General features: G+C 35.8%; 26 protein-coding genes, 1 tRNA gene and 1 pseudogene. 6 read left to right on the forward strand and 22 right to left on the reverse strand.

The window, feature by feature from the left end; translation table 11 throughout:
• Positions 1 to 75 precede the first annotated feature (75 nt).
• Entirely contained in the window at positions 76 to 1,188 is a 1,113-nt protein-coding gene (locus BAQ49_RS22730) for a class I SAM-dependent methyltransferase (RefSeq protein ID WP_071747148.1), read from the reverse strand.
• Between the two features lie 9 nt (positions 1,189 to 1,197).
• Positions 1,198 to 1,827: an MBL fold metallo-hydrolase gene (locus tag BAQ49_RS22735; protein ID WP_044737737.1), complete on the reverse strand. Its 630-nt coding sequence runs from the start codon at positions 1,825 to 1,827 to the stop codon at positions 1,198 to 1,200.
• A 170-nt stretch (positions 1,828 to 1,997) separates the two neighbouring features.
• Here BAQ49_RS22735 and BAQ49_RS22740 point away from each other — a divergent pair, with 170 nt between their 5' ends.
• A complete protein-coding gene (locus tag BAQ49_RS22740) occupies positions 1,998 to 2,171 on the forward strand; it encodes a DUF2759 domain-containing protein (RefSeq protein WP_000524846.1) in 174 nt (57 codons plus the stop codon).
• An 80-nt stretch (positions 2,172 to 2,251) separates the two neighbouring features.
• Here the strand turns inward: BAQ49_RS22740 and glcK are convergent, their stop codons facing one another.
• The 14 genes from glcK to BAQ49_RS22810 all read right to left on the reverse strand — a co-directional run bounded on the left by glcK (position 2,252) and on the right by BAQ49_RS22810 (position 16,523).
• On the reverse strand, positions 2,252 to 3,235 hold the full coding sequence (gene glcK, locus BAQ49_RS22745; protein ID WP_071747149.1) for a glucokinase: 984 nt from the start codon (positions 3,233 to 3,235) through the stop codon (positions 2,252 to 2,254).
• A 19-nt stretch (positions 3,236 to 3,254) separates the two neighbouring features.
• Positions 3,255 to 3,455, reverse strand: a complete 201-nt coding sequence (locus BAQ49_RS22750; protein ID WP_000623706.1) for a YqgQ family protein — start codon at positions 3,453 to 3,455, stop codon at positions 3,255 to 3,257.
• 103 nt (positions 3,456 to 3,558) lie between these two features.
• A complete protein-coding gene (locus tag BAQ49_RS22755) occupies positions 3,559 to 4,137 on the reverse strand; it encodes a 5-formyltetrahydrofolate cyclo-ligase (protein ID WP_071747150.1) in 579 nt (192 codons plus the stop codon).
• A 106-nt stretch (positions 4,138 to 4,243) separates the two neighbouring features.
• Positions 4,244 to 4,393, reverse strand: coding sequence for a 50S ribosomal protein L33 (gene rpmG / locus BAQ49_RS22760; protein ID WP_001265616.1), 150 nt, complete (start codon positions 4,391 to 4,393; stop codon positions 4,244 to 4,246).
• 69 nt (positions 4,394 to 4,462) lie between these two features.
• Positions 4,463 to 6,814 (reverse strand): sugar phosphate nucleotidyltransferase, encoded by a 2,352-nt coding sequence (locus tag BAQ49_RS22765; RefSeq protein WP_071747151.1) that lies wholly within the window; start codon positions 6,812 to 6,814, stop codon positions 4,463 to 4,465.
• Between the two features lie 301 nt (positions 6,815 to 7,115).
• On the reverse strand, positions 7,116 to 7,772 hold the full coding sequence (gene phoU, locus BAQ49_RS22770; protein WP_071747152.1) for a phosphate signaling complex protein PhoU: 657 nt from the start codon (positions 7,770 to 7,772) through the stop codon (positions 7,116 to 7,118).
• Between the two features lie 229 nt (positions 7,773 to 8,001).
• Positions 8,002 to 8,817, reverse strand: a complete 816-nt coding sequence (gene pstB, locus BAQ49_RS22775) for a phosphate ABC transporter ATP-binding protein (protein WP_070144871.1) — start codon at positions 8,815 to 8,817, stop codon at positions 8,002 to 8,004.
• Between the two features lie 28 nt (positions 8,818 to 8,845).
• Positions 8,846 to 9,712 (reverse strand): phosphate ABC transporter permease PstA, encoded by an 867-nt coding sequence (pstA, locus tag BAQ49_RS22780; protein ID WP_071747153.1) that lies wholly within the window; start codon positions 9,710 to 9,712, stop codon positions 8,846 to 8,848.
• A gap of 1 nt (position 9,713) precedes the next feature.
• Positions 9,714 to 10,664 carry a phosphate ABC transporter permease subunit PstC gene (pstC, locus tag BAQ49_RS22785; protein ID WP_071747154.1) on the reverse strand — a complete coding sequence of 317 codons (951 nt, stop codon included), beginning with the start codon at positions 10,662 to 10,664 and terminating at the stop codon, positions 9,714 to 9,716.
• 27 nt (positions 10,665 to 10,691) lie between these two features.
• On the reverse strand, positions 10,692 to 11,609 hold the full coding sequence (locus BAQ49_RS22790; protein WP_071747155.1) for a PstS family phosphate ABC transporter substrate-binding protein: 918 nt from the start codon (positions 11,607 to 11,609) through the stop codon (positions 10,692 to 10,694).
• Positions 11,610 to 11,974: 365 nt separating this feature from the next.
• A complete protein-coding gene (locus tag BAQ49_RS22795) occupies positions 11,975 to 14,107 on the reverse strand; it encodes a peptidoglycan D,D-transpeptidase FtsI family protein (protein WP_071747156.1) in 2,133 nt (710 codons plus the stop codon).
• Positions 14,108 to 14,216: 109 nt separating this feature from the next.
• Positions 14,217 to 15,494: an MFS transporter gene (locus BAQ49_RS22800; RefSeq protein WP_071747157.1), complete on the reverse strand. Its 1,278-nt coding sequence runs from the start codon at positions 15,492 to 15,494 to the stop codon at positions 14,217 to 14,219.
• A 120-nt stretch (positions 15,495 to 15,614) separates the two neighbouring features.
• Entirely contained in the window at positions 15,615 to 16,226 is a 612-nt protein-coding gene (gene sodA, locus BAQ49_RS22805) for a superoxide dismutase [Mn] (RefSeq protein WP_071747158.1), read from the reverse strand.
• A gap of 223 nt (positions 16,227 to 16,449) precedes the next feature.
• Positions 16,450 to 16,523: transfer RNA gene (locus BAQ49_RS22810), tRNA-Ile, on the reverse strand.
• Between the two features lie 240 nt (positions 16,524 to 16,763).
• Here BAQ49_RS22810 and BAQ49_RS22815 point away from each other — a divergent pair.
• The 3 genes from BAQ49_RS22815 (at position 16,764) to ispG (ending at position 19,231) form a co-directional block, all read left to right on the forward strand.
• Positions 16,764 to 17,531 (forward strand): DUF1189 domain-containing protein, encoded by a 768-nt coding sequence (locus BAQ49_RS22815; RefSeq protein ID WP_071747159.1) that lies wholly within the window; start codon positions 16,764 to 16,766, stop codon positions 17,529 to 17,531.
• 65 nt (positions 17,532 to 17,596) lie between these two features.
• Positions 17,597 to 17,962, forward strand: coding sequence for a protein YqfZ (locus tag BAQ49_RS22820; RefSeq protein ID WP_071747160.1), 366 nt, complete (start codon positions 17,597 to 17,599; stop codon positions 17,960 to 17,962).
• Positions 17,963 to 18,127: 165 nt separating this feature from the next.
• Positions 18,128 to 19,231: a flavodoxin-dependent (E)-4-hydroxy-3-methylbut-2-enyl-diphosphate synthase gene (gene ispG / locus BAQ49_RS22825; protein ID WP_165616075.1), complete on the forward strand. Its 1,104-nt coding sequence runs from the start codon at positions 18,128 to 18,130 to the stop codon at positions 19,229 to 19,231.
• A gap of 83 nt (positions 19,232 to 19,314) precedes the next feature.
• On the opposite strand, the gene BAQ49_RS22830 is transcribed toward ispG, so the two are convergent.
• The 4 genes from BAQ49_RS22830 to BAQ49_RS22845 form a co-directional block, all read right to left on the reverse strand.
• Positions 19,315 to 19,728, reverse strand: coding sequence for a Fur family transcriptional regulator (locus BAQ49_RS22830; RefSeq protein WP_071747162.1), 414 nt, complete (start codon positions 19,726 to 19,728; stop codon positions 19,315 to 19,317).
• 13 nt (positions 19,729 to 19,741) lie between these two features.
• Entirely contained in the window at positions 19,742 to 20,575 is an 834-nt protein-coding gene (locus tag BAQ49_RS22835) for a metal ABC transporter permease (protein ID WP_071747163.1), read from the reverse strand.
• Positions 20,575 to 21,345 carry a metal ABC transporter ATP-binding protein gene (locus tag BAQ49_RS22840; protein WP_001059657.1) on the reverse strand — a complete coding sequence of 257 codons (771 nt, stop codon included), beginning with the start codon at positions 21,343 to 21,345 and terminating at the stop codon, positions 20,575 to 20,577. The genes BAQ49_RS22835 and BAQ49_RS22840 overlap by 1 nt, the downstream gene beginning before the upstream one ends.
• 180 nt (positions 21,346 to 21,525) lie before the next feature.
• Positions 21,526 to 22,404: a YitT family protein gene (locus BAQ49_RS22845; protein ID WP_071747164.1), complete on the reverse strand. Its 879-nt coding sequence runs from the start codon at positions 22,402 to 22,404 to the stop codon at positions 21,526 to 21,528.
• A gap of 151 nt (positions 22,405 to 22,555) precedes the next feature.
• On the opposite strand from BAQ49_RS22845, the gene BAQ49_RS22850 reads away from it, so the two are divergent.
• The gene (locus BAQ49_RS22850; RefSeq protein ID WP_071747165.1) at positions 22,556 to 22,810 is read left to right on the forward strand and encodes a DUF2624 domain-containing protein; all 255 of its coding nucleotides are present in this window, start codon (positions 22,556 to 22,558) and stop codon (positions 22,808 to 22,810) included.
• A gap of 25 nt (positions 22,811 to 22,835) precedes the next feature.
• On the opposite strand, the gene BAQ49_RS22855 is transcribed toward BAQ49_RS22850, so the two are convergent.
• Both BAQ49_RS22855 and BAQ49_RS22860 read right to left on the reverse strand, forming a co-directional pair.
• The gene (locus tag BAQ49_RS22855) at positions 22,836 to 23,732 is read right to left on the reverse strand and encodes a deoxyribonuclease IV (protein WP_071747166.1); all 897 of its coding nucleotides are present in this window, start codon (positions 23,730 to 23,732) and stop codon (positions 22,836 to 22,838) included.
• A 233-nt stretch (positions 23,733 to 23,965) separates the two neighbouring features.
• The gene (locus BAQ49_RS22860) at positions 23,966 to 25,276 is read right to left on the reverse strand and encodes a DEAD/DEAH box helicase (protein ID WP_071747167.1); all 1,311 of its coding nucleotides are present in this window, start codon (positions 25,274 to 25,276) and stop codon (positions 23,966 to 23,968) included.
• Between the two features lie 180 nt (positions 25,277 to 25,456).
• On the opposite strand from BAQ49_RS22860, the pseudogene BAQ49_RS22865 reads away from it, so the two are divergent.
• Positions 25,457 to 25,837 (forward strand): annotated as a pseudogene (locus BAQ49_RS22865) (VrrA/YqfQ family protein); the annotation flags it as partial.

Here is a 25,837-nt window from a genome sequence, read left to right on the forward strand (position 1 = left end):
CATGAGAGAAAATATACAATACTACATAAGTCGTATGAAAAAACAAGACACAGCAATATACTGTGTCTTGTTTTTTCATACTGTTAAATATTGATTCAAATGTAAATTCTGCATATCTTTTGTATGTATAACAACATCAAAAGCACTGCCTAAGCCTCCGTTCAAAATCATAGAACGAACTGCTCGGTTTCGTTTTTGAGTTTCAGAAAAAGGATTCGTATCTTGATGACTCGTAAGATGTTCTAATATTCCTGCCGCTAACAAAAACTCTGATTGCTTCCTGTGCCATATCGTATGAATCCCTTGTAACTCGAAAATCATCTTCAACTCATCCCAATGAACATGGGTAGTTAAATCCATTTCTCCTGGATATGCAAGAGGGTTACGAATTAGCTTATGCTTATAATATCCTCTTAAACTTCCTTCATGATGTGCAGGATGCATCCATTCTTCTTTTGTATAACCATAATCAACTGTAATACATATACCTCGCTGGAACCATTCCGCAATTTCTTCTATATACTCTTCCATTGCAATAGGTACCTCAAATCGCTGCCCCTCTGCAATATGAATATTATACTTCAATAAGTATCGACCAATTCTTTTCTCTACTGGCCTAAATACTTCTGCAAGGTCCCCTTCCTCTGTATACGTGATACGTACTTCATACAAAATTCCATTTCTTTTCTCAACTACTTCAACAGGAAACGCATCAAATAGCTCATTCGAAAAAATAATTCCTTCGAAAGACTCTCCCATTTCAATATACGATGTATAGTACGATACATTATCAAATGAGCAAAGACTCTCCTGCTGTAATTTTCTATGAAAAGGGCTCACTTCAACAATTGAATAGTTTAAACTACTAAAGGTTTCCGGAGATAATTGTTTCCATTCTTGTAAAACATCATAGGCAAACTTCCCCGTTCCCCCACCAACCTCACAAATATTTGAAGAAACTTCCCCATTTTCAACAAGCCGAACGAAAAACTTAGCAAAAGTTTTCGCAAAGACAGATGATATATTACTACTCGTAAAAAAATCTCCTTGTCTTCCAATTTTTTCACGTTCTCTCATATAATATCCATGTCCCTCTGCATATAATACGAGGTTCATATACGTACTGTATGAAATTGAATAATCCTTTTCTTTCCCCATCCATTCTCTTAAAATGAGCTCCATCCCCATAATAACTCCTTATTGTAAAAATGGATTATTTTCTTTTTCAAATCCAATGCTCGTCTCTGGACCATGCCCACATAGCACCGCTGTTTCATCTGGTAATACAAATAATTTCTCCTCAATACTTCCAATTAATTCAGCAAAGCTTCCGCCAGGCAAATCTGTTCTTCCAATACTCATTTGGAATAATACATCACCAGAAAATACGGCATTCGCCTCTTTACAATAATAAGAAATACTTCCTGGAGAATGTCCTGGTGTCTCAAAAATTTCAAAGTTAAAAGAACCGATCGTTAATGTACCTTCTGCATCAATAATTTGATCTGCTGGTTTCGCTGTAATACTGCGGTTCATCATAAAAATTTGCGATCCATTCACAGTTGCATCTCCTAACCAATCCGCTTCTTCTTTATGTACGTATACCGGAATACGAAAAGCATCTCTCACGGCATCAACAGCACCAATATGATCAAAGTGAGCATGTGTTAATAAAACCGCAAGGGGCTTTAACTGCGCTTCTTGTAAATATGTAACAAGTTTCTCTCCTTCATGACCAGGATCAAAAATAATACACTCATTTTGATCATTCGTTAAAATATAAGCATTTGTTTGTAATGGGCCTAAAGGCATTTGTGTCCATTTCATATAAAAATCTCCTCCAGTTATTGAACTTACTTTCAATGATACAACATTTCTTTCTCTTATGAAAAGAAAGGATGCTATCTCGACATTCATTTTTAAAACATGTACAATATAAAAGAGTAAATATTCCAAAAACTCATCGTAAGAAATGAGAAGACAGAGGAGGATATTGTATGGGCCTTGTTATTATTTTTGCGCTAGTCACTCTGTTAGCTGTATTTGCTACGCTTAGAACACTTCGCGAAAAGAATTTTTTCGCGGGCGGCTTTGCAATTGCAACTGTACTCGTTTTCGGATGGTTTACGATCATGACTGTTCTATATAACGGGTACCCACCGGCAGCTTAATTCATTTTCATGCTATTCTTCATCAAGATTTTGCACAAAAAGAGGAAGGGTTTTCCCTTCCTCTTTTCATATTTCACAACTTATATCATCTTCGCTTCGTATTTGTGCTTTTTTACAAGCCAAGCTCCTCCGATAACACCTGCATCATTACCAAGTATTGCAATTGCTAACTTTGTGCTCTTTACAGCACGTGAGAAAGCATATTGCTCGAAATAACGTTGAATTGGCTCTAATAGTGCATCTCCAGCTTTAGATACACCACCACCAATAACAATTTTCTCTGGATTCAACGTACTAGCAAGGTTCGCTACAGCTAATCCTAAATAAGAAGCTACTTTTTCTACTACTTCGCTCGCTAGCTCGTCACCTTGTCCAAGCGCTTCAAACACATCTTTTGATGTAATACGCCCTTCTTCTGCTAACATAGAACGTAACATACTCTCTTTATCTGTCTCTTGTATTTTTTGCATAGCAACACGCACAATACCTGTTGCAGAGGCTACTGTTTCTAAGCAACCAGACTTTCCGCAATTACAAGGGAAAGGATTCTCTGTAACTACTGTAATATGTCCAATCTCACCAGCAGCACCACTAATACCGTGTACAATCTCACCATTAGCGATTACACCGCCACCAACACCAGTACCAAGTGTCATACAGATTAAATCTTTTGCTCCTTCGCCAGCACCTTTCCACATTTCACCAAGAGCTGCTAAGTTTGCATCATTATCAATAACAACAGGTAATCCTGTTTCTACTTCTAATAAATCTTTTAACGGATAGTTTTTCCACCCTAAATTAACCGCTTCATAAATCATTCCAGATGCCACATGTACAGGACCAGGAGCTCCCATACCAATACCGATCAACTTACTTTTTAATTCACCTAACTCTTCTAACTTTTTATCAATAGCTTTCGCTACATCAAGTGTAATATGTTTTCCTTGCTCATTTGTATTCGTAGGGATTTCCCACTTATGTAAAATTTCACCGTACACATTAATAAATGCTAATTTAATCGTTGTACCACCAAGGTCAACACCAACTAACCATTTCTCTTCCATGTTGCTTACCTACCTTTATCTAATTCTTATTTAGCTCTTTTTGAATTTCTTGCTTCAATAAAAATAAAGCTGTTTGATAGTCTTGTGGATCGATTAGCTGTGACTGATTTAATTCACGCAATTCATCTTGCATTAATTGTAAATCTGCAATTCGATCACCCGTATAAATAATCGTACCAAATTTCTTTAGCAATTGCTGAATATCATAAATAGATATCATTTCATCACCCTCTATGCTTACTTACTATAAAAAACTATAATAAGAAAACGTTCACATATTTTATTATAATCAAGAAGAAAAAGTCTCGTCAATTTTTATTTGTCTATACAAGCCCATTTATAACCATTGTTCCTTTTTCTGTAATAATTTTTTCTACATTTTTATCAAATGGTTCAACAGGAATATGTTTTACCATTTGAAAATCATAAGCTAATGATAGCGTTTCCCCTTTATAATGCACGAGATAACGATCATAGTAGCCACCACCATATCCAATCCGTTCCCCTCGCCGCGTATACGCTACTCCTGGCACGATAAGAAGATCAATTTCACACGCATTCACTTCTTCCGTAAACGCTGGAATCGGTTCACGTAAATTCATATATACTGTTTCTAATTGATCAAAATTACTAATTTTCCGGAAAGACATCGTTCTTGTCCCTTTATTACACTTTGGAACAACAATTTTCTTTCCTTCTTCCCAAGCTTTTTCGATAATAGGATATGTATTCACTTCATGTTCCATCGAGAGAGTGATTCCAATTGTTTTAGCTTCAATCCACTCTTTTTGTCCATACAACGAAACTGCAATTTGTTCCGATAAAGTTGTATACTGTTCTTCAGATAAAGAATTCATGCGTTCTATTATTTGTTTACGTAAACGTATTTTCTCTTCTTTCACACACTTTTCCCCCTTACAGTGACACTTTACTCTACGAGGATAGTGTATCACTTTTACGTAGGAATCGCATAAAAAAAAAGAAACAGTAGGAAAATATTCCTACTGCTTACTTTGTTTCACGGTGTAACGTAGACTTCTTGTCACGCTTGCAATACTTTTTAAGCTCGATACGCTCAGCGTTGTTACGTTTATTTTTCTTTGAGATATAGTTACGATCTCCGCATTCTGTACATGCTAGAGTAATATTTACACGCATTCTTATTTCCCTCCAGTACTAATAACTTAAATCAGACTATACCATAATACCACTTTTAAAATAAAAATTCTACACCTTTTGATATTGTCTAATTTTTTCTATAAGATTTTTCATGTTTTCCCTTGCTATCACTGGGTTTCTAGCATGTGAATACACTAAAAATTTTGGTTGTTTTGCGTCAGAAACGATATAAGACCACTCTTTTTCTGTATATTTGAACTGTACTCCTTCTAATATCCCGTCTTCTTTTCTTTCCATATCAGCCAATAATTTCCGCATTACTTTCCCTTTTTCCTTCCACGAACACACAACTTCATCACAAAGTAAATAGAGCGGAGGTGATTGCTCTATTATGCTGAAAAATGTTTTTCCCTGCAGTGCTATTAACTCAAACAATTTTCCTATTCGATATAAAATATCTCGCTTCCATCTTATTTGAAAAGACTTTTTTTCATCATACATATAAAATAGAAGGTAACAACCGCCCAATTTCAAAGACATTGGATAAATTTTATCTGCTGATTCAAATAATAAATCAGGAATATCTACTTCTTCAAAGTCAGTTCCTTGGTAAATATTACTATGATTATCATATAAATCGAATTGATTTCCTTGTTCAGAAAACATAAGCGCCATATTTGCTTTACTCGATTTCATCAAAGCTTTCACATGATCTTTTTGTTCCCCCGCATAAATCCATGTAACTGTGCACCCAAGCCTTTGCAGAAAGAGAATAAGTAACTGTTGTAACATATCATTTCTCTTATTAATAAGAAGATGAAACTTCTGTTTTTGTATTTTCTCTATATCAATGTGTTCTAATACTGCTTCTATATAATTATTTAAAGAAACATGAACCTGCTTACTTCGCCCCATTTCTTTCTCACATACGTAACGAAACGACTCAGACATATATAGTTGTTCGATCATTTTTTGCTGCTTATACGATAACATTCCATCCCTGCCATACATCTTTATAACAATCCCTCTATCACTTTCCACTTGAATAAAAACCCCACCTGCACAGTTCAAATTATGAATGGCATACTGAAAAAGTGACTCGTTCATTTCTTTACATTCCATCGTATGAATCCCAATACCATGAATAGCATGGAGGAATAAGTTTTTATAGGACGTTGTTTCTATATTTTCTTGACTTCCGATTAATATGCTCTCTCCTTTTACAAAAAGAGAACCATAAGCCATTGCGGCTTTCACAATAAATTGAGGGGTAATCTCAACATTTCCTCTTCCGACAATCCGGCTTTTTTGTAACCATCCTGCCCCCTTTTCACTCTCTTGAACACCAGCAGAGCCTACTATTGAATGACTATCTATCACCTTATATGGCCATAGTTTTCCTTTTTGCTTAATTACTGTACTTTTCCCTATATGGCAATGGTCCGCTACGATACTTTTTTGAAAAAGTGTAACATCATCTTCAACCATTGTATGCTCTCCAATTGTTGTTTCTAGCAACTCACAATATTTTCCGATATGGGCGTTTGCAAAAACGATGCTTTTTTGCAGCTGAGAATAACTTGAAACGATACTATTTTTCCCTATAATAGAGTACGGTTCAATTACAGCCCCCGCACCAATTATTACCCCTTCTCCAATAAAAGAAGGACCATGAATTTTCGTCCCTTTTCCTATCGTTACACCTTCTCCCATCCACACCATTGGTAATACTTCTGTATATGGAATAGGCACCTTCAATTTTTTCGTCAACAAATCGAATTGAGCTTGCCGATATTGATCAAATGTACCAATATCTAGCCAATAGTCTTCTGATAAATATGCAAATAACGCATTTTTATTTGCCAATAGTGGAAATACATCATGACTGAAATCAAAAAATTCCATGGATGGTATGTAAGAAAAAATTTCCGGCTCCATTATATAAATACCTGTATTCACAACATTAGAAACTACCTCATTCCAACTCGGTTTTTCTATATATCGTATAATTTCTTGTTCTTTATTCGTTACAACTAGCCCAAATGAGAGTGGATTTTCTACTTCTTTCACAAACATCGTTACCATTCTCTTCTTCTGTTCATGAAATGCAATTCCTTCTGATAATTGAAAATCAGTTAATGCATCCCCACTAATAACAACAAATGTTTCATCTAAAAAACTTTCCGCTTGCTTAATACTCCCTGCGGTTCCAAGTGGGGGAGAGTCTTCAAAATAATACAAGTTAACTCCCCATTTACTACCATCACCAAAGTACTGCTTAATAGCTGTACTCATATATTGAACGGTAATTGCAATTTCACGAATGCCATGCTGACGTAATAATTCAATATTATATTCAAGAACCGGCTTTTCTAACAATGGTAACATCGGTTTTGGAGTATTACATGTTAATGGTCTAAGACGTCTTCCCTTTCCTCCAGCTAAAATAACCCCCTTCATATACTTCAGCCTCCACTTATATAATGTTCAAGAACTCCGTATACCACATATATATTATTTATCCCGCATTAACTGCCCACAAATAGCGGGATAAACAAATGTACCTTTTAACTCTAGTAAAAAAAAGAAAGCGCTTACTATTAAATCAGCAAAATATTTATAAGACGTAATTAACACATATGTACTTATTTTTCCATTAATTATGATACATCTTATCATCATAAACTAAAGGAAACAACGAGCTTTTTTTGTCATGTTTTGACTAAAAAAAGCAGGTGATTTCTCATCACCTACTCTTTTCCTACTCATTCAATAAATAATGCTTTCCTTTTACTAAATAAAATACATTCTCAGCAATATTGGTAACATGGTCTGCTACACGCTCAATGTATCTTGCAACAAAGGATAGTTGTGTAATTTGTGTAATCGCTTCTGGTTGTCCAGGGATAGAGGAAATAAATTCACGAATCGCCTTCCCATAAATTTCATCAACTGAATCATCCATTTCAGCAATTTGTCTAGCAAAAGTTAAATTTTCTTGCTCGTATGATTCTAATGCTAAATTTAACATTTTATGAGCAATCTCAAACATTTCATCAAGATTCTGCAAGCTAACAACCACTTCTTTTTCTCCAAGACGAATTGTTGATTTCGCAATATTAACAGCGTGATCTGCAATACGTTCTAAATCTGTCGCTGTTTTAATTGAAATGAAAATTCTTCGTAAATCACTTGCTACAGGCTGCTGCTTTGTAATAAGCATAAGTGCAAGGTCATTTATTTCTTCTTCTAAATTATCCATGCGATAATCACCATCAATGACCTCTAATGCTTTCTCTACATCTCTTTTGTGAAGCCCTTCCATAGCAATTAATAAAGCTTCCCTTGCTAATTCACCAAGTTCAACTACCTTTTGCTGTAACGTCTTTAAATCATATTGAAACTGTTCTCTTACCATTGCTTCTTCCCCCCTCAATATTATGTGCATTATATATAAAGTGAAACTTTAATCAGTGTGGGGGTTTTTCATCCCCACTGATTATTAGCCCGCAAATAGCGGGATAAATCCCCTCCCCAGCCTCTTGTACGTTTATTAAGCCTTGAGGAAAGAGAAATATTACTCCCCCTATTTAAAGTGAGAAATGCCCTCTATTAAGAGGGCATTTACTCTTAGCCTTACAACGATATCAACCAAATCGTCCTGTAATATAGTCTTCTGTTCGCTTATCTGTAGGTGTTGTAAATAATTTATTTGTATCTGTATATTCCACAACTTCTCCACTTAAGAAGAAGGCAGTTTTATCTGAAATACGTGCTGCTTGTTGCATGTTGTGCGTTACAATAACAATACTAAAATCTTTCTTTAATTCCTGAATTAGTTCTTCTACTTTTAATGTTGAAATTGGATCTAACGCTGATGTTGGTTCATCCATTAAAATTACGTCTGGCTCAATCGCTAAGCAGCGTGCAATACATAGACGTTGTTGCTGCCCACCAGATAAACCATATGCATTATCGTGCAAACGATCTTTTAACTCATCCCAAATGGCTGCTCCGCGCAAGCTTTTTTCAACGATTTCATCAAGTGTTTTTTTGTCACGAACACCATGAATTTTCGGTCCATATGCTACATTTTCATAAATAGATTTCGGGAATGGATTTGGCTTTTGGAACACCATGCCCACATGCGTACGTAATTCTTCAACCGGATATGATTTATCGAATATATTTCGTTCTCTATATTCGATAACTCCCGTAGTTCGAACGATAGGTACTAACTCTACCATACGATTTAGCGTTTTTAAGTATGTTGATTTCCCGCAACCACTTGGACCGATAATCGCTGTTACTTCATTCTCATGAATACTTAAGTTGATATCTTTTAAAGCATGGTCTTCTCCGTACCATAAATTTAAATTTTTCGTATCAAATACTACTTTTTTTGGTGCTGTCTCAATCTTCTTCTCATTTTTCACCTGTACATTTACTACTGTTGCTACCATTTGAATTCCCCTTTCATCCACTTCCAACTTATTTTCGATTTCGTAACCATAAGACAAATATATTTATAAAGAGCAGTAATCCTAGCAAAACAATCATCCCAGCTGCTGCTACATACTGAAATTCCTCTTGCGGTCTACTCATCCAATTAAAAATTTGAATTGGTAAAACCGTAAATCTATCGAACATACTAAACGGAACATAATTTGCAAATGCAAGTGCCCCAATAACTAACAACGGTGCCGCTTCTCCGATCGCTCTCGATACCGCTAACGTACATCCCGTTAAAATCCCTGGCAAAGCTACTGGCAGTACAGTTTGATACATCGTTTGCCATTTCGTAGCACCTAATCCGTAAGAAGCTTCTAATAAGGAACTTGGTACAGATCGAATCGCTTCTTGGCTAGCCACAACAACTGTTGGTAAGACGAGTAAACTCATCGTCAGTGCCGCTGCGATTATGCTCTCTCCCAAATGGAGAGCGTATACGAAAATAGTTAACCCGAGTAAACCAAACACAACGGAAGGTACCCCTGCTAATGTTTGATTATTCAATTCTATTAACTTTTTAAAAACGGACTCTTTCGCATAATGCTCTAAATAAAGAGCTGTTCCGACTCCAAATATAAAAGAGACCGGTATAACAATACTCATAAATAATATTGTTCCTGACAAAGCAGCAGCAATCCCAGCTTCTTTCGGATTACGTGAAGCGAAGTTTGTAAAAAAATCTATTGAAAGATAACTCATACCTTTTTCAAAAATTTGAAACAATAAAATAAGCAGAATTACGATTGCAAACAAAATTGCTATATAAAATAATGATTTGTAAATTCTATCTTTTAAAAAACGTGATACCATATTTTCTTGTATTTTTTTTTGGTCTAACATTCGCATATTATGTCACCCTCCTAAAACGGCGCATAATATACTGCGAAATGATGTTCATAATAAAAGTAAACACGAATAAAGTCGCACCTACAGCATACATGCTGTAATAAGTAATTGTTCCGTGCGGAGCATCACCTAAACTCACTTGTACAATATAGGCTGTTAATGTTTGAATAGAATGAGTCGGATCTATCGATACATTAGGTGTTGATCCAGCTGCAATAACAACAATCATCGTTTCACCAATCGCCCTGGAAGCAGCTAATATAATCGCTGCCATAATCCCCGTAAAAGCCGAAGGAAACACGACTTGTTTTACCATCTCAAACCGAGTTGCTCCTAGCGCTAATGAGGCTTCTTTAATTCCTTTTGCTACAGCTCTCATCGCATCTTCAGAGAGTGACGCAATCGTCGGTATCATCATAAATCCTATAACAATACCCGGACTAATAGCATTAAAAAACTGCAAATCTGGTATAACCCGTTGTAACAGTGGTGTGACAACTGTTAACGCGAAAAAACCATATACAATTGTCGGGATGCCTGCTAGTAACTCTAACAACGGTTTTAATATTTTCTGAGCGCCATTCGAAGCGTATTCGCTTAAAAACACGGCACAACCTAAACCAATAGGAATTGCTACGAACATGGCAATTGCTGTTACAAGGATTGTTCCACATATAAGTGGTAATATACCGAATTTCGGATCTTCAAAAAAAGGTAACCATTCTTGCTCCGTCAAAAAGGAGTATAATGATATTTTTTGAAAAAACATGATTGTTTCACTAGCCAACGTAATAATAATCCCAAGTGTCGTCACTATAGACACGCTAGCAATTATTTTTAGTAATAACGGAACAATTCGATTGATTCGCTGCGCTTTTTTTCGCCTCTTTGTATTTCTCTCAATCAAATGTTGTACAGAAAATGTAATTTGACTTTTGTCATTATGAGCCAAAGATGAAAACCCCTTTCCACCCTGACATTACCTTTTTATTTCTGTTAACATTCGCAGCTGTTCATTGTATTTTTCTTTTGGCAATTTTACATATCCGACCTCTTCAGCGAGGTTGCCAACATGTTTAATCATAAACTCAACATAATTTGCTACATTCATTTTATTTCGGATAGATGCATCATTTACATAAGTAAATAGCGGTCTAGCTAAAGGCTTATACGCCCCCGACTGAATGGTCTCTTTCGTTGGAAATACACCATCCACCTGTATTGCTTTCACCTTATCTCGATTGGCCATATAATAAGCATATCCTACAAAAGCAATGGCATTTTTATCATTCATTACCCCTTGCATAATAACTTGATCGTCTTCAGACAAAGAAACCGTTTTTACAAGGCGATTATTTTGTAAGACAACATTTTGGAAATAATCATAAGTACCAGAGTCTACGCCTGGCGCATAAAATTTAACTTGTTCACGTGGCCATGATGAATGAATTTGTGACCATCGTTTCAATCTACCATTTTCACTCCATAATAGACGTAACTCGTCTATCGTTATATTGTTTACCCACGTATTTTGACGATTCACAACAATTGTTAGACCATCATAAGCAACCTCAAATGGTGTAAATTGAATGGAATTTTTCTGCATAGCATTTTCTTCTACCGGTTTCATCAATCTCGAAGCATTGTTTATATCTACTTCTCCTTTACTGAAACGATTAAATCCTCCTCCTGTCCCAGAAATACTAATAGAAATTTTCACGTTTGGATAGGCCTTTGTATATTCCTCTGCTACTGCCTCTATAATAGGAAAAACCGTTGAGGATCCATCAACTCTCACTTCTCCCATTTCATTTGTAGCAAATACAGTAGACATATTAAAACAAAGGAAACATGTCGATAATGTCAAAACTTTAATCGATGCGCTCATCCATTTCACGTGTTCTTCCTCCTAGAAGTAACCGGAAATAACAGGATTACAGATATAAGAATACTGCTAAACTATTAATTCGGTTTTAATTGTTTGTAAAAGTTTTGTAAAGTTCCACAAAAACAACTGTATACACAAACTTTATTTTCACTTTTGTACTTTAGATGCAGGAAATTTTCTAATCATCCATAAAACTGCTATCTCCTATCACACAAGACAAACTTAGAGCGTATGCACTCATCTTGTTATGTTCATCGTTTTTAAAACATGTCTTTTCAACATTTTACGCTTGTCCACATTTACTAAACCATATGCATAAAGCATAAAAAAAAGCACACTATCTTTTCAGATAGTGTGCTTTTTTTACAACTTTTTTATTCATCATCTTGTGCTTTATTTTTTTTCTCTTTTTCATCTTTTGGAGCTTCACCAGTTAATGCTTGTTTTTTCAAATCAAAGTAAGCGTCCATTATTTCACGACCAATATATCCATTAATCCCTGTTTTATCATCATGTACCCACGGAACAACAACAGAAAATGCTACTTCTGGATCTTCAAGTGGTGCATAACCTACTAATGTTAAGTTATATGTTTCAACACGCTCATTTTTTGCATTTCTACCAATCTCTTTATCTCCGCCATATACAGTTTGAGCTGTACCTGTTTTCCCAGCGGCTTTATATGGTGCACCTGCAAAGTATTTTGTAGCTGTACCACCTGTATCGTTAAACACTTGTCTAAATCCTTCTTGAACACGTTTAATTTGTGATTCAGGCATATCAACACGATTTAATACTTTCGGTTCCATCGATTGAACAACTTTTCCAACTTCTTCTGGCTTCGCCGATGGCTCGCGAATTTCCTTTACAACTTGCGGTTGCATACGATATCCACCATTTGCAATCGTCGAAATATATTGTGCTAATTGAAGCGGTGTATACGTATCATACTGTCCGATTGATAAATCTAATAAGAAACCTGGTTGATTTCCTTTACCCATTTGACCAGCAGTTTCATTTGGCAAATCAATTCCTGTTTTTACACCAAGCCCAAACTGCCCAAAATAGTAACGCATCGTATCAAATGCTTTTTGTGGTATATCTAACGTACCACCTCGTACGTATGGAACACCAGCGATATTCATCGCTGTTTTAAACATATAAACGTTAGAAGACATTTTTAACGCTGTAAGGTCATTAATATACCCCATCGTTTTCCAAGATGACTTCGTAGGTGTCCCTTTTAATTTAATTGGTTCATCTAACTGTACAGCTCCAGGTTGAATTGCACCAGTTTGATATCCCGTAAGTACTGTCGCACCTTTGACAGTTGAACCCATCGGATAAGAACTCGTCATCGTTCCTAATGCGAAATCTTTCACTTGCGTTTGACCGCCTTCATTTACTAATTGTTTCCCCGCCATAGATAAAACTTCACCATTTTTAGGGTTCATCATTACAACGAATGCACGGTCTAAAAGAGGTTCGCTCCCTTTAAATCTCATTAAGTTTTTCGCAAGAATTTCTTCTACGCGCTTTTGTAATTCCATATCGATTGTTAAATTCAGGTCGTTGCCTCGTTGTCCTTGTGACACATTAATAGTTTCTAAAATATTTCCATCTTTATCTGTAACATTTCTTACTTCAGCTTTTGTACCGTGTAAGCTATCTTCATATTGTTGCTCAAGGTAACTTTTTCCTACACGATCGTTACGATTATAATCGCGAACAAGATAGTAATCTAATCTTTCTCTCGGTAATCCTTCATCAGAAGTCGTTACACCACCAAGTACACTTCGGAACATATCATCATACTTATATTTTCGTTCCCAGTCGACATTTGTATCTACACCTGGCAATTTCGCCAAATTTTCACTAATAATCGCGTATTCTTCTTCTGTTGCACCTTTTTTAACGATTTGCGGCGTCATTGCATATCCGCTTTCCATCTTGCTTTTGATCGCCAATATTTCTAAATCTTTTGGCGACAGTTGATTAATCTCTTCTTCTGTTACACGGCTTCGTTGACGTTCATCTAGTTCTTTATCGTCAATTTTATTCGTTTTAAACTCTTCACGATCTTTTTTTGAGATTTTTGCTTCTGCTTCTTCTTTATGTAAAGCAAGCCAATAATCTTTTTTATCGCGATCCGTTAACTTATCTGTTGGGACCTCAATTAAATCTGCTAACTTTTTCGCCGTTTCTAAGCGATCTGCTGCAGTTGATCCCTTCATTTTTGTAAATGTAATTGTACGAATAGGCTCATTATCTACGACCGCTTCTCCATTACGATCAAATATTTTCCCACGCGGTACAGGATTACTTATCGTTGAATTTTCTTTCTTCTCAACTTCATTTTTATATTCCTCACCACGAACAATTTGTACGTATCCAAGCCTTACAATAACCGCGGAGAACATTAAAAACACGCAAAAAAACAACACGTTTAACCGAAAGGGAACGTGGGTCTTTGTCTTTGTCTGGTTCTTTTTCTGCTTCTTGCTCATACAAACCCCCTCTACCAACAGCTATGTAATGTGAAAGGGACACCTTCATACAGGTGTCCTCACTGCTGTCTTACATCTTTTTCTATTCTAGCATAAAACACACGATAAGTTAACCTTCTGGTTCAGTTTGATTCTGCGCTGTTCCTTGTGCTCCAACGCTGGTTTTGTTCACATTTCCCTCATCATATTTGACATTTTTAACTGCAAAATAAATAAGAAAATGTCCAGCTCCTAAAATACATAGTAAAAAAGGTAAACTTTTTTCAGGAGGAAAGAATATGACAGCACATAAAAAACTTAAGATGGAACAAATTCTTCCAGCATTTAACCATAATTCCCTGACTACTACATATTCTACACGCCATTCTCTCGCCTGTTTTGCTCTACCAATTACATCGTATGTCATGGATCCGTACGGAACGAGTAAAATAGGATATGCAACCGCAATACATGCTGCATAAATAAGTAATTTCGTATATGTAACATTGAAAATAACTAAAAATACGACCGCATATAAAATAATACCACCGAGTAAAATGGCTTTTTTTCGCCATTCCTTCTTTAACATGCGGGCAACTAAATAATAGCATACAAATGATACTGCAGAGTTCACTAAACTATATTTCCCTAACGCTAACTCGCTACCAGATGCTAAATAGACGTATACCGAAATAACGAAAATAAACGTTCCTTCTCTCAAACCCTGGAAGAAATGAGCGCGCGTAATTCTTCCCCAGTTTTCATCAACTTGCCGCTCTTTCAATACTTGTACAATTTCATAGCGCCCTTCACATTCTCTCTTTGATAAAAAAAAGCTTAAAACAACCGCAATCGCAAATAGCATTAACGAGAGGAAAAAAACGACCGTATAACCACTCCATTTTTCCATACGTGAAATTGTATATCCGGCTGCAATTGGCCCAATCATTCCAGAGAACGATGTAAGAAGTCCGAGAAAACCGTTAAAAAAGTCTCTTGTTTCTGGTTCTGTAATCTCAAAAGTCAACAAGTTAAATGCAAGCCAATAAAATCCATAACCAACTCCCAAAAGAGCTCCCATTAGTAAAATATAGTGAGATGCACTTTTTCCCGCTACTAAAACGACGATAAAAAAAACAGCTAACGTGCCTACACCTATTCGCAATAAAATCGAACGATCAATACGTTTCGCTAATTTCCCGCCCACAAGAAATGTTAGAGGCTGTAATACAACGCTGGCCAAATTATACAAGCCCAGATTTACATAATTTTGTGTTTGCTTCCATAAATAAATGTTTACAAACGTATTTGATAAAGAAATTGCGAGCGTGTATAAACCGCCTATAACGAGCAATAATACTAAATCCCGATTCACTTCAACATCACCAATTACATGTTTCCACTTCATACACAACTCTCCTTTACTTCATGTTCTAGTCTTCCAAAGACAAGCTCAATTATGTAAAAGGAGAGCATAGAAAAAAGCTAGGAGAAAACTTCTAGCTTTTTTTAGCTGTATTAACTTTAATTATTTTGCTTCTTGGTAAAGTTTTTCAGCAACGTTCCAATCTACAACGTTCCAGAATGCACCGATGTAGTCAGGACGACGGTTTTGGTAATTTAAGTAGTAAGCATGCTCCCAAACATCTAAACCGATAACTGGAGTTTTACCTTCAGTTATCGGAGAATCTTGGTTTGGAGTGCTTGTTACTTCTAACTCACCATTGTTTACTACTAACCAAGCCCAACCAGAACCGAAGCGAGTTGCGCCAGCTTTTGCGAATTCTTCTTTGAATGTATCGAAGCTACCGAATTTCGCTTCAATCGCAGTTGCAAGTTCGCCTACTGGTTGTCCTCCGCCGTTTGGAGATAGGATTGTCCAGAAGAATGTATGGTTAGCATGTCCGCCACCATTGTTACGTACTGCTGTACGGATTGCTTCAGGTACTTCGTTTAAGTTTGTTACTAATTCTTCAACGCTTTTATCAGCTAATTCTGCATGACCTTCTAAAGCAGCGTTTAAGTTTGTAATATACGTGTTGTGATGTTTTGTATGATGGATGTTCATTGTTTCTTTATCAAAGTGAGGTTCTAAAGCATCATACGCATAAGGTAAATTTGGTAATTCGTGTTTTGCCATTGTTATATTCCTCCCGGTTTATGTATTGTCACTATATATGTGACATACAACTTCATTCTACCCTAATTGCCATAGGGTGCAAACAAATAAATCACATTATCTTGCTATCATTAAAGTAGCAAAATTCCCACTTCTTTTCAATTAAAATGCTCATATATCCGTAAAAAAAGCTTCCTTCTACAAGGAAGCTTCCTGCTGACATAATAAACATGCGAAATGGATATGGACCCTGTAGGACTCGAACCTACGACCGGACGGTTATGAGCCGTCTGCTCTAACCAACTGAGCTAAGGGTCCACAATTATGTATGTAACATTAAAAATAACTAAATTCCCATTGGCTATATCGTTTGAGAAATGTAAGATAAATTTACCATATACAAAAGAAAAGTGTCAATTGTATTTTTCTCTCCTAAAAGAAGAAAATTAAGTAAGAAGAACTTTAGTCCCTTCTACTATATGTAAAGATAATATATCTTGAGCTTCTCTAGATTCGTACGTTACAATGATTTTATACATACATAAAGGAAGTGAATCTATGTCCATTTTTACACAGCTAGCAAAAAGCGTATATTCGCCTAAAGATATGGCGCTTTTCCGTTTTCAAAAAATCGGTAAAACCATTTTGTATATTATGCTTCTTTGCCTAATCACTACTATTCCAAGAACTTTCTTGTACGGTAGCGTTATTCAAGATGGTGTTAACATGGTAAATAAAGTGATCGAAAAAGATTTACCTGATTTCAAAATTGAAAATGGCGAACTAACAGCTGATATTGACCAACCTATCGAAAAAGAAGATGGAAATGCCCTTTTCGTATTTGATCCAAATTCAACAGACTTAGAAAAATATCAAAATAAAACAGGTTTATTTGTTTTAAAAGATAAAGTAGTCTCCATGGGAAATGGCCAACCACAAACATACTCTTATAATGACTTATTAGGTGCATCTCTTGAGAAGAAAGATTTACAAGATTTCATTTCGTTATTTGACAGTATTTATCCAATCTTACTATTCGTTATTGGGTTCTTACTGTACTTGTTCCAATTATTTATTACCTTTGTAGGAGTTACATTACTTGCCTTCATCGGTTCTGCAATGAGCGGTCAACGCAAATTATCTTATAAACAAGTTTGGACGTTAACTGCTTACAGCTACACAATTCCAACAATCTTCTTTATGGTTATGGATTTATTCAAAATAAACGTACCTGGAGCAACATTCATTTACATTGCAGTTGTTTTAATCGTTCTATACTTAACAATTAAAGAAGTTCCAAAACCAAAAGATAAACAAGAACTATAAAAAAATGCCTAAATAGGCATTTTTTTTTTGGACAAGCATATATTCCTAGCAAAGGAGTGAAGGATATGAAGAGATTAGGTGTACTCTTATTCGTGCTTGTCCTCGGTTATATATTTTATTACGACATTAAAATCGGTACTTTACCGATGTTAAGTTCATACAAAAAAACAACAGCTGCCGAAACGATAAAAAAAGAAAATACAGATACAAAGCAGAATAAAGAGAAAGAAACAGAAAAAGAAACGGATACAGCTTATAAAGCAATTGAAGTAAAAACTGGTGATACAGTCCTTTCTATTACAGAAGCGATCAATAAGAAAAAAATTCCTTCTATTGAAAAAGTAATTGATGATTTTAAACAATTAAATAAAAATACATCTGCTACAAAAATCCAAGTTGGAAAGTCTTATAAATTCCCGTTATATCAATAAGCCATCACTTAATCCTTGTCAATTACATAAAGGCGCTGATACAATAGTAAAAGTGAAACCGAGTACTTTGGTTTCTATAGCCCTTTCTCACACATACTATCATTGATGTAAGGGACTAAAATAAGAAACTTCTTTTATAAGGAGAGCGATCTATTCGTGAATGAAATGACTCATCGTACAAAAACACGTCCAGTTAAAGTCGGTAATTTAACAATTGGCGGTAACAATGAATTAATTATACAAAGTATGACGACAACAAAAACACATGATGTTGAGGCTACAGTTGCTGAAATTAAACGTTTAGAAGAAGCAGGCTGTCAAGTCGTTCGTGTTGCTGTTCCAGACGAGCGCGCAGCAAATGCTATTGCTGATATTAAAAAACAAATCAACATTCCACTTGTTGCTGATATTCATTTTGATTATCGCCTTGCTTTAAAAGCAATCGAAGGCGGCATTGATAAAGTACGTATCAATCCAGGTAATATTGGACGTCGCCATAAAGTAGAAGCTGTTGTAAACGCAGCGAAAGAGCGTGGCATTCCAATCCGTATCGGCGTAAATGCAGGTTCATTAGAACGTCACATTTTAGAAAAATATGGATACCCAACTGCTGATGGTATGGTCGAGAGCGCACTGCACCATATTAAAATTTTAGAGGACTTAGATTTCCACGATATTATCGTATCAATGAAAGCCTCTGATGTTAACTTAGCAATTGAAGCATATGAAAAAGCCGCTCGCGCTTTTGATTATCCATTACATTTAGGTATTACAGAATCAGGAACTTTGTTTGCTGGAACTGTAAAAAGCGCTGCTGGTCTTGGAGCAATTTTAAATAAAGGTATCGGAAATACACTACGTATTTCTTTAAGTGCTGATCCAGTGGAAGAAGTAAAGGTTGCACGTGAACTATTAAAGTCATTCGGTCTTGCATCTAATGCCGCAACACTTATTTCTTGTCCAACTTGTGGTCGTATTGAAATTGACCTAATTAGCATCGCTAATGAAGTAGAAGAATATATCTCTACACTTCAAGTTCCAATTAAAGTTGCGGTACTTGGCTGCGCTGTAAACGGTCCTGGTGAAGCTCGTGAAGCTGACATCGGTATTGCTGGTGCACGCGGAGAAGGTTTATTATTCCGTAAAGGGCAAGTTGTTCGTAAAGTACCAGAAGAAACTATGGTAGAAGAACTGAAAAAAGAAATTGATGTAATCGCTGCTGAAATGGCTGCCGAACGAGAAAAAGAAAAAGAAAAACAAGAACAATAAAAAAGACGGTTGCCCACAATTTTTGTGAGCAACCTTTTTACATTTAAATTAAAAACTCGTCAGTTAATAACCGACGAGTTTTCTCATTTTGCACATTTTGGACAACGACCATATATTTCGAACTTATGTCCCGTTACCTCATAACCTTTAAAATCTTTATTCATAAAATCCATTGGGCAAGAAGTGATTTCTTTCGTACCACCACAATCTAAACAAATAAAATGATGATGATGTTCCATAATAGAGCACGTAAAACGAAAATGTTTTTCACCATTTAATTCCGTTTGCTCTAAAACTCCAATTTCAGCGAATACCGTTAAGTTACGATAAATCGTATCGAAACTAAGTCCTGGATAATCATCCTTCATATGCTCTAAAACGTCTTTCGCAGTTAAATAACGATTATGTGCCGCGAATAATCTTAGCATCTCTTCCCTTTTCCCCGTATGTTTATATCCTTTTTCCTTCATTAGGCGTAAAGCTTCTGTTAGATTCATACCTATCCCTACTTTATGCAGTTTTTTTCTTCTTCCATAAAATCGCACCGATTAAAATAAGAACCGCTATCATAACGATTGTACCACCTGGTGCTAGATCAAGTTGATACGAAGCAAACATTCCACCAATTACTGCAATTTCACCAAATAAAATGGAAAAGAAAATTGTTTGTTTAAATCCTTTTGCAATACGAATACTTGCTGCAACTGGTAACGTCATTAAAGATGATACGAGAAGAACACCTACAACCCGCATTGATACCGCAATTACAAGAGCAACTAATATAATGAAAATAAAGTGAATCCACTTTGCACTCAAACCGGTTGATACAGCGTATTCCTCATCAAATGATAGTAAAAACAACTCTTTGTATAATAAAACAATCGTTATAATAACTACAATTGCTACTATACCAATAATAATTAAATCCGCACTTGTCACAGCACTTACACTACCAAATAAATAACTAAATAAATCCGTATTGAATCCATTAGCAAGTGAAATGAAGATAACTCCAATCCCCATCCCTGCTGAAAGTATAATCGGAATTGCTAATTCTTGATAATGTTTATATACAGTACGTAATTTTTCAATTAGCAATGCTCCACCGATTGAAAAAAGCATTCCCATATATAAGGGGTTTAAAAACCCACCGGTAAAGATTGTCTTTTCAAGTAATAAACTTGCTGCAATTCCCGATAACGTCACATGACTTAATGCATCCGCAATAAGCGACATACGACGAATTACAACGAACACGCCGATAAGTGGTGCGACAAGCCCTATTAAAACACCAGCGTATAAAGAATTACGTAAAAAATCATATTGTAAAAAATCCTGTATCATTATATCCTCCCGTGATGCCCATGTTCATGTTCTAAGCGATGAACATGATGTCCATATAAAATCGACATTTCGGCATCTTCTAACTCTCGGAATTTCTCTACATTCCCATGGAAATGTAGATGCTGATTTAAACATGCAACATGCGTCACCTTCTCTGTTACAGCACCCATATCGTGCGTAACAAGAATTAACGTGATCCCTAGCCTTTTGTTTAAATCCTCTAGTATCTCATAGAAGCTTTCCACATTTTTCACATCAATCCCAACAGTAGGCTCGTCCAAAATAAGTAATTCCGGATCACTTACAAGTGCACGAGCAATAAATACACGTTGTTGCTGTCCACCAGAAAGCTCTCCAATGTTGCGACCTTGAAACTCGCTCATCCCTACATCAGCAATCGCTTTTTCTACTTTCGCCTTATCGTCTTTCGTAAAGAAGCGAAAAAGACCTTTTTTGGAAACAAGTCCCATTGAAACAACTTCAAAGACAGTCGCCGGGAAACCTGAGTTAAAGCTATTTGCCTTTTGAGATACATAACCAACTTTATTCCACTCTTTAAATTTTTTACTATCAATGCCAAACAATCTAATACTTCCTTGCTTCGGCTTTAAAACACCCAATAAACATTTAAGTAAAGTCGATTTCCCTGAACCATTCGGTCCAACTAAACCTAAAAAAGCTCCCTTCGGAACTTGCAAATTAATATCTTCTAACACATTTCGATCTTCATACCGAAACGTAAGTCCTTCTATTTCTAATATATTATTCATTACACATCACCTATTTTAATTCAGAATGATTCCGATTTATCTCTATTTGAATTATAGTACAGCTTATTATAGTTGTAAACCAATCTGCCCAAAATATATTCCTTATTTCCAGAAACCTTACTATTATAACAAAAAGCAGAGAAAATTTCTCTGCTTTCGAAAGATATTGTAATTAATTTTTTAGTGAATCGCTGATTTAAACTTACCGCCATTCGTCTCTTGCGTACTCATAATCGTAACAAAGGCATTTTCATCAATTTCATGCACAATCGACTTTAACTTCGTCACTTCAAGACGCGTTACAACTGCATAAATAACTTCTTTTTCTTTATCTGTATAGCCACCTTTAGCAACAAGTTTTGTTGTTCCACGGCCAAGGCGGTGTAAAATTGCATTTGATACTTCTTCATATTGATCTGACACTATTAAAACCGCTTTCGTTTCGTCTAATCCTTGAATTACTGTATCAATTGTTTTAAATGCGATATAGTACGTCATAACAGAATACATCGCCTGTTCGACACCAAATACAAATGCTGCCCATGCAAAAATGAATAAATTCACAAACATTACAAATTCACCAACAGAGAAAGGTAATTTCTTCGTTAATAAAATCCCCATAATTTCTGTTCCGTCCATTGATCCACCATGACGAATAACAAGTCCTACACCAAGCCCTAAAATAAGACCACCAAAAACTGTTGCTAAAATCGGCTCTGTTGTAAATGGTGGGATAGCATGCAACGTTGATTCAATAAATGCTAAAGCTACAATTCCAAATGCTGAAGATAACATGAATGTTTTTCCAATTTGCTTATACCCGGAGTACATAAAAGGAATGTTGAGGATAACAACTAAAGTAGAAAAACTTAACCACCAAATATTAGGAGTAAGATAATCTAATATAAGAGAAATACCAATAATTCCACCATCGATAATTTTATTTGGCATTAAAAACAGTTCAATCGCTACCGCTGCACACGCTGCCCCAAAGACAATCATAACTAAACGATATACAAGATGAATAACACTTTCTTTTCGATGTTGCTTTTTCTCCATAAGTCCTCCTTATACTCTTTATCTATAGTTTTGTTCTTATATTATAGCATAAGCTTCTTTTTCTCATGGAAAAAACGAAACTCTATAAGAATATATACAAGCTATGTGCACATATATTTCGATAGTAGAACGTGTGAAGGAGGACAACACGATGAACCTCATCAAACAAATTGTTAATAAAAAATTAAACCATATTTCTACAAAAGAGCTATTAAAATATAGCAAAGAATATGAAGTTCCAATTACACCCGCACAAGCTGATCAAATTGTTTTACTTATGAAAGGAAAAAACATTAACATTTACGATAATAATGAGCGACTAGATCTCTTAAAACAAATCGCAAAGGTAACTTCTCCTGCCACTGCCCAACAAGTTAATACTTTATTTCAGCAACTATTAAAATAAGGAGGGGAAATCCCCTCCTTATTTCTTATTGCGCTTTAATTTTCTCAAGAATTCCTTCATCAAAAGTACCATTTTTCAGCATTTCGATTTCTAATTTATATGGCGGCTTCTTATCTTTTTTATCTTCACCTACATATGGCGTTTCAAGAATTTTTGGTACGTGCATTAACTGCGGGTGATGCACGATATGATGCAACGCTTTATAACCGATATGACCGAAACCGATATTTTCATGACGGTCCTTTCCTGCGCCGCGTACATTTTTACTATCATTAATATGAAGTACTTGCAAACGATCAATACCAACAATCTTATCAAATTCGTTTAATACACCGTCAAAGTCATTTACAATATCATATCCTGCATCGTGCGTATGACACGTATCAAAGCATACTGATAGCTTCTCATTATATTTTACACCATCAATAATCTTTGCAATTTCTTCAAAGCTACGACCGCATTCTGTTCCTTTTCCCGCCATCGTTTCTAACGCAATGTTAACCGTCTGTTCTGGCGTTAATACTTCATTAAGCCCTTTAATAATTTGTTGAATACCAGCATCCGCTCCTGCACCAACGTGCGCACCTGGGTGAAGAACGATTTGTTTCGCCACACCTAATGCCGATGTTCTTTCAATTTCCATGCGAAGGAAGTCTACACCTAATTGGAATGTTTCTGGCTTCGTCGTATTCCCAACATTAATAATATATGGCGCATGTACGATAATTTCCTCAATACCGTTTAGTTCCATATGTTTTCTTCCTGCTTCTATTTTTAATTCCTCAATTGGTTTTCTTCGTGTATTTTGCGGTGCACCTGTATAAATCATAAACGTCGTTGCACCGTATGAAACAGCCTCTTCACTTGCTGCTAATAACATCTTCTTACCACTCATTGAAACATGAGATCCAATCTTTAACATACAATCACCTCTTCAATATACAATAGATATAATGATAGCATAATTTGTAGAAACATGTAGTGAATTGTTTGTTCGCAAAAAAGGCACTACACAAATTTATATGACTATTTAAACAAGCTATACTCTATATTTAACTTAACTGGATTAGGCGAAACTTTAATCAATATTTTTCTATCCTTATTGATTATATACTCTCACAAATAGCGGGATAAAAAAAGATAAGGGAAAATCCCTTATCTTTTTTTATTACTATATTTTCTCTTAACTTTATCACGTTCTGTTGCAAGTTTTCGTTTATAGTTTGGTTTTACTTTCTTCGGCTTTTTAACAACCTTTGTTGCCATAACATCTAGCCCATCATTTGGTTTTTTACGGCTCTTACGACGACGACGGTCACCTAAATCCGCCCACTCATCTCCGCGTAAATCTACATGCTTAAACTCGATATGACGTTGTTTTTCCAAACTATCTAAAGCTTCTTCATTTGCTGGATCATAAATTGTCACTGCAATACCTGAATGACCCGCACGTGCAGTTCTTCCAACACGGTGAACGAAGAAATCTAAATCTGATGGAAGTTCATAGTTAATAACATGACTAATTCCTTCAATATCAATACCGCGTGCTGCTAAATCAGTCGCAACAATATATTGGAATTCAAGATCACGAATTTGTTTCATCATTCTTTTACGATCACGTGGTGATAAATCCCCGTGAATTCGTCCAACTTTTAGGCCACGCTCTGTTAATCCATCAGCAACTTGGTCTGCCATTTTCTTCGTGTTAGTGAAAACAATTGCTAAATACGGCTTAAATTGAAGCAACATCTTGTTCACTAAATCAATTTTGTTACGATGTCTAGAAGGCACTAAATAATGCTCAATATTTCCAGCCGCAACTTGTTTCGGATTAATATGAATATGCTCTGGATTCTCCATATATTTCTTCAAAAATGGTTTTAATTTTTGAGGAATTGTTGCAGAGAAAACTAGCATTTGCAAGTTTTTAGGCATACGTCCTGCAATTTTATCTACATCTTGAATGAATCCCATATCAAGCATTAAATCTGCTTCATCGACAATAATAGTATTTGCTTTATAAACAAATAGCGCTTTTTCTTCTACTAAGTCTTTAATACGTCCTGGTGTTCCAACTACAATATGAGGTTGTTTTTTCAACTTTTCAATTGATCGTTGTTTATCAGTTCCACCAATTAAGCAACGTGCTGTAATCATTTGATCTTCTGCACAGAACTTTGTTAATTTCACGATTTCTTCGTAAATTTGTTGTGCTAACTCACGAGTAGGCGCTGTAATAACAAGTTGAACTTCTTCACGACTTGCATCAATTCTGTTTAATGTAGGAAGTAAGTATGCATGTGTTTTCCCAGAACCTGTTTGGGATTGTCCAATTACACTTACACCTTTTTTCACAACCGGGAAAATTTTCTGTTGAATTCCTGTCGGCTCTGAAAAGCGTAGTTCACGAACTGCATCTATTAAAAATGGTTTAAAATCATACTGTGTAAAAGTTTGTTGTGTCATAAGTTACACCTTCTTTCTAAATTTCTACTGCGCGCACAAATCAGTCAAGTCTACATTATATCGAAATCTACAAGTAAAATCCATCTTTAGTTTAGGTTTTCACTTCAAAAACTAACCTTCTTCCCTCTTATTGCATATTGTATGTGTATATACCTAACTGAAGAAAGGAGGATTTCCCACATGTTTCCGAAATCCCCTGCAAGACAAATGTATCCGAATCGAGGACAACAATCTTACACACCATATCCGATTCCACAACTACCACCGATGGCTCAAAAAAAGAAAGGTTTCCTTGCTAAACTCTTTAAAAAACACGATCCAACCGAACCTTTCATGCAAATGGTCCCTCCTTATCGACAAATGGAAGGGCCACCGATGATGTACCAACAACCGCCGCCCCAATATCAACAGCAACAGCCCCACCACCAACAATATACACAACAATATCAACCATACATGCAGCAATATCCTCAACAGATGATACCACCTCAAATGTATGAATCAAATGATACACGCGGCGCCGCGTCAGCTACAACCGCAGCGGCATCTAGCAGCGGTATC

Origin of the sequence: Bacillus proteolyticus (assembly GCF_001884065.1) — a bacterium.
GTDB lineage: Bacteria > Bacillota > Bacilli > Bacillales > Bacillaceae_G > Bacillus_A > Bacillus_A proteolyticus.

Bases quoted from the DNA above. Each gene is read 5' to 3' on its own strand.
- BAQ49_RS22800 (WP_071747157.1), bottom strand. From the start codon at position 15,494: ATGAAGTGGAAACATGTAATTGGTGATGTTGAAGTGAATCGGGATTTA.
- BAQ49_RS22795 (WP_071747156.1), bottom strand. From the start codon at position 14,107: ATGAGCAAGAAGCAGAAAAAGAACCAGACAAAGACAAAGACCCACGTT.
- pstB (WP_070144871.1), bottom strand. From the start codon at position 8,817: ATGGTAGCAACAGTAGTAAATGTACAGGTGAAAAATGAGAAGAAGATT.
- BAQ49_RS22730 (WP_071747148.1), bottom strand. From the start codon at position 1,188: ATGGGGATGGAGCTCATTTTAAGAGAATGGATGGGGAAAGAAAAGGAT.
- BAQ49_RS22835 (WP_071747163.1), bottom strand. From the start codon at position 20,575: ATGATACAGGATTTTTTACAATATGATTTTTTACGTAATTCTTTATAC.
- BAQ49_RS22860 (WP_071747167.1), bottom strand. From the start codon at position 25,276: ATGACACAACAAACTTTTACACAGTATGATTTTAAACCATTTTTAATA.
- BAQ49_RS22845 (WP_071747164.1), bottom strand. From the start codon at position 22,404: ATGGAGAAAAAGCAACATCGAAAAGAAAGTGTTATTCATCTTGTATAT.
- BAQ49_RS22855 (WP_071747166.1), bottom strand. From the start codon at position 23,732: ATGTTAAAGATTGGATCTCATGTTTCAATGAGTGGTAAGAAGATGTTA.
- sodA (WP_071747158.1), bottom strand. From the start codon at position 16,226: ATGGCAAAACACGAATTACCAAATTTACCTTATGCGTATGATGCTTTA.
- rpmG (WP_001265616.1), bottom strand. From the start codon at position 4,393: ATGCGTGTAAATATTACTCTAGCATGTACAGAATGCGGAGATCGTAAC.
- BAQ49_RS22830 (WP_071747162.1), bottom strand. From the start codon at position 19,728: ATGAATCTAACAGAAGCTTTACGCCTAATGAAGGAAAAAGGATATAAA.
- BAQ49_RS22840 (WP_001059657.1), bottom strand. From the start codon at position 21,345: ATGAATAATATATTAGAAATAGAAGGACTTACGTTTCGGTATGAAGAT.
- phoU (WP_071747152.1), bottom strand. From the start codon at position 7,772: ATGGTAAGAGAACAGTTTCAATATGATTTAAAGACGTTACAGCAAAAG.
- pstA (WP_071747153.1), bottom strand. From the start codon at position 9,712: ATGCGAATGTTAGACCAAAAAAAAATACAAGAAAATATGGTATCACGT.
- BAQ49_RS22820 (WP_071747160.1), top strand. From the start codon at position 17,597: ATGAAGAGATTAGGTGTACTCTTATTCGTGCTTGTCCTCGGTTATATA.
- BAQ49_RS22850 (WP_071747165.1), top strand. From the start codon at position 22,556: ATGAACCTCATCAAACAAATTGTTAATAAAAAATTAAACCATATTTCT.
- BAQ49_RS22815 (WP_071747159.1), top strand. From the start codon at position 16,764: ATGTCCATTTTTACACAGCTAGCAAAAAGCGTATATTCGCCTAAAGAT.
- BAQ49_RS22750 (WP_000623706.1), bottom strand. From the start codon at position 3,455: ATGATATCTATTTATGATATTCAGCAATTGCTAAAGAAATTTGGTACG.
- BAQ49_RS22735 (WP_044737737.1), bottom strand. From the start codon at position 1,827: ATGAAATGGACACAAATGCCTTTAGGCCCATTACAAACAAATGCTTAT.
- glcK (WP_071747149.1), bottom strand. From the start codon at position 3,235: ATGGAAGAGAAATGGTTAGTTGGTGTTGACCTTGGTGGTACAACGATT.
- ispG (WP_165616075.1), top strand. From the start codon at position 18,128: ATGACTCATCGTACAAAAACACGTCCAGTTAAAGTCGGTAATTTAACA.
- BAQ49_RS22740 (WP_000524846.1), top strand. From the start codon at position 1,998: ATGGGCCTTGTTATTATTTTTGCGCTAGTCACTCTGTTAGCTGTATTT.
- BAQ49_RS22765 (WP_071747151.1), bottom strand. From the start codon at position 6,814: ATGAAGGGGGTTATTTTAGCTGGAGGAAAGGGAAGACGTCTTAGACCA.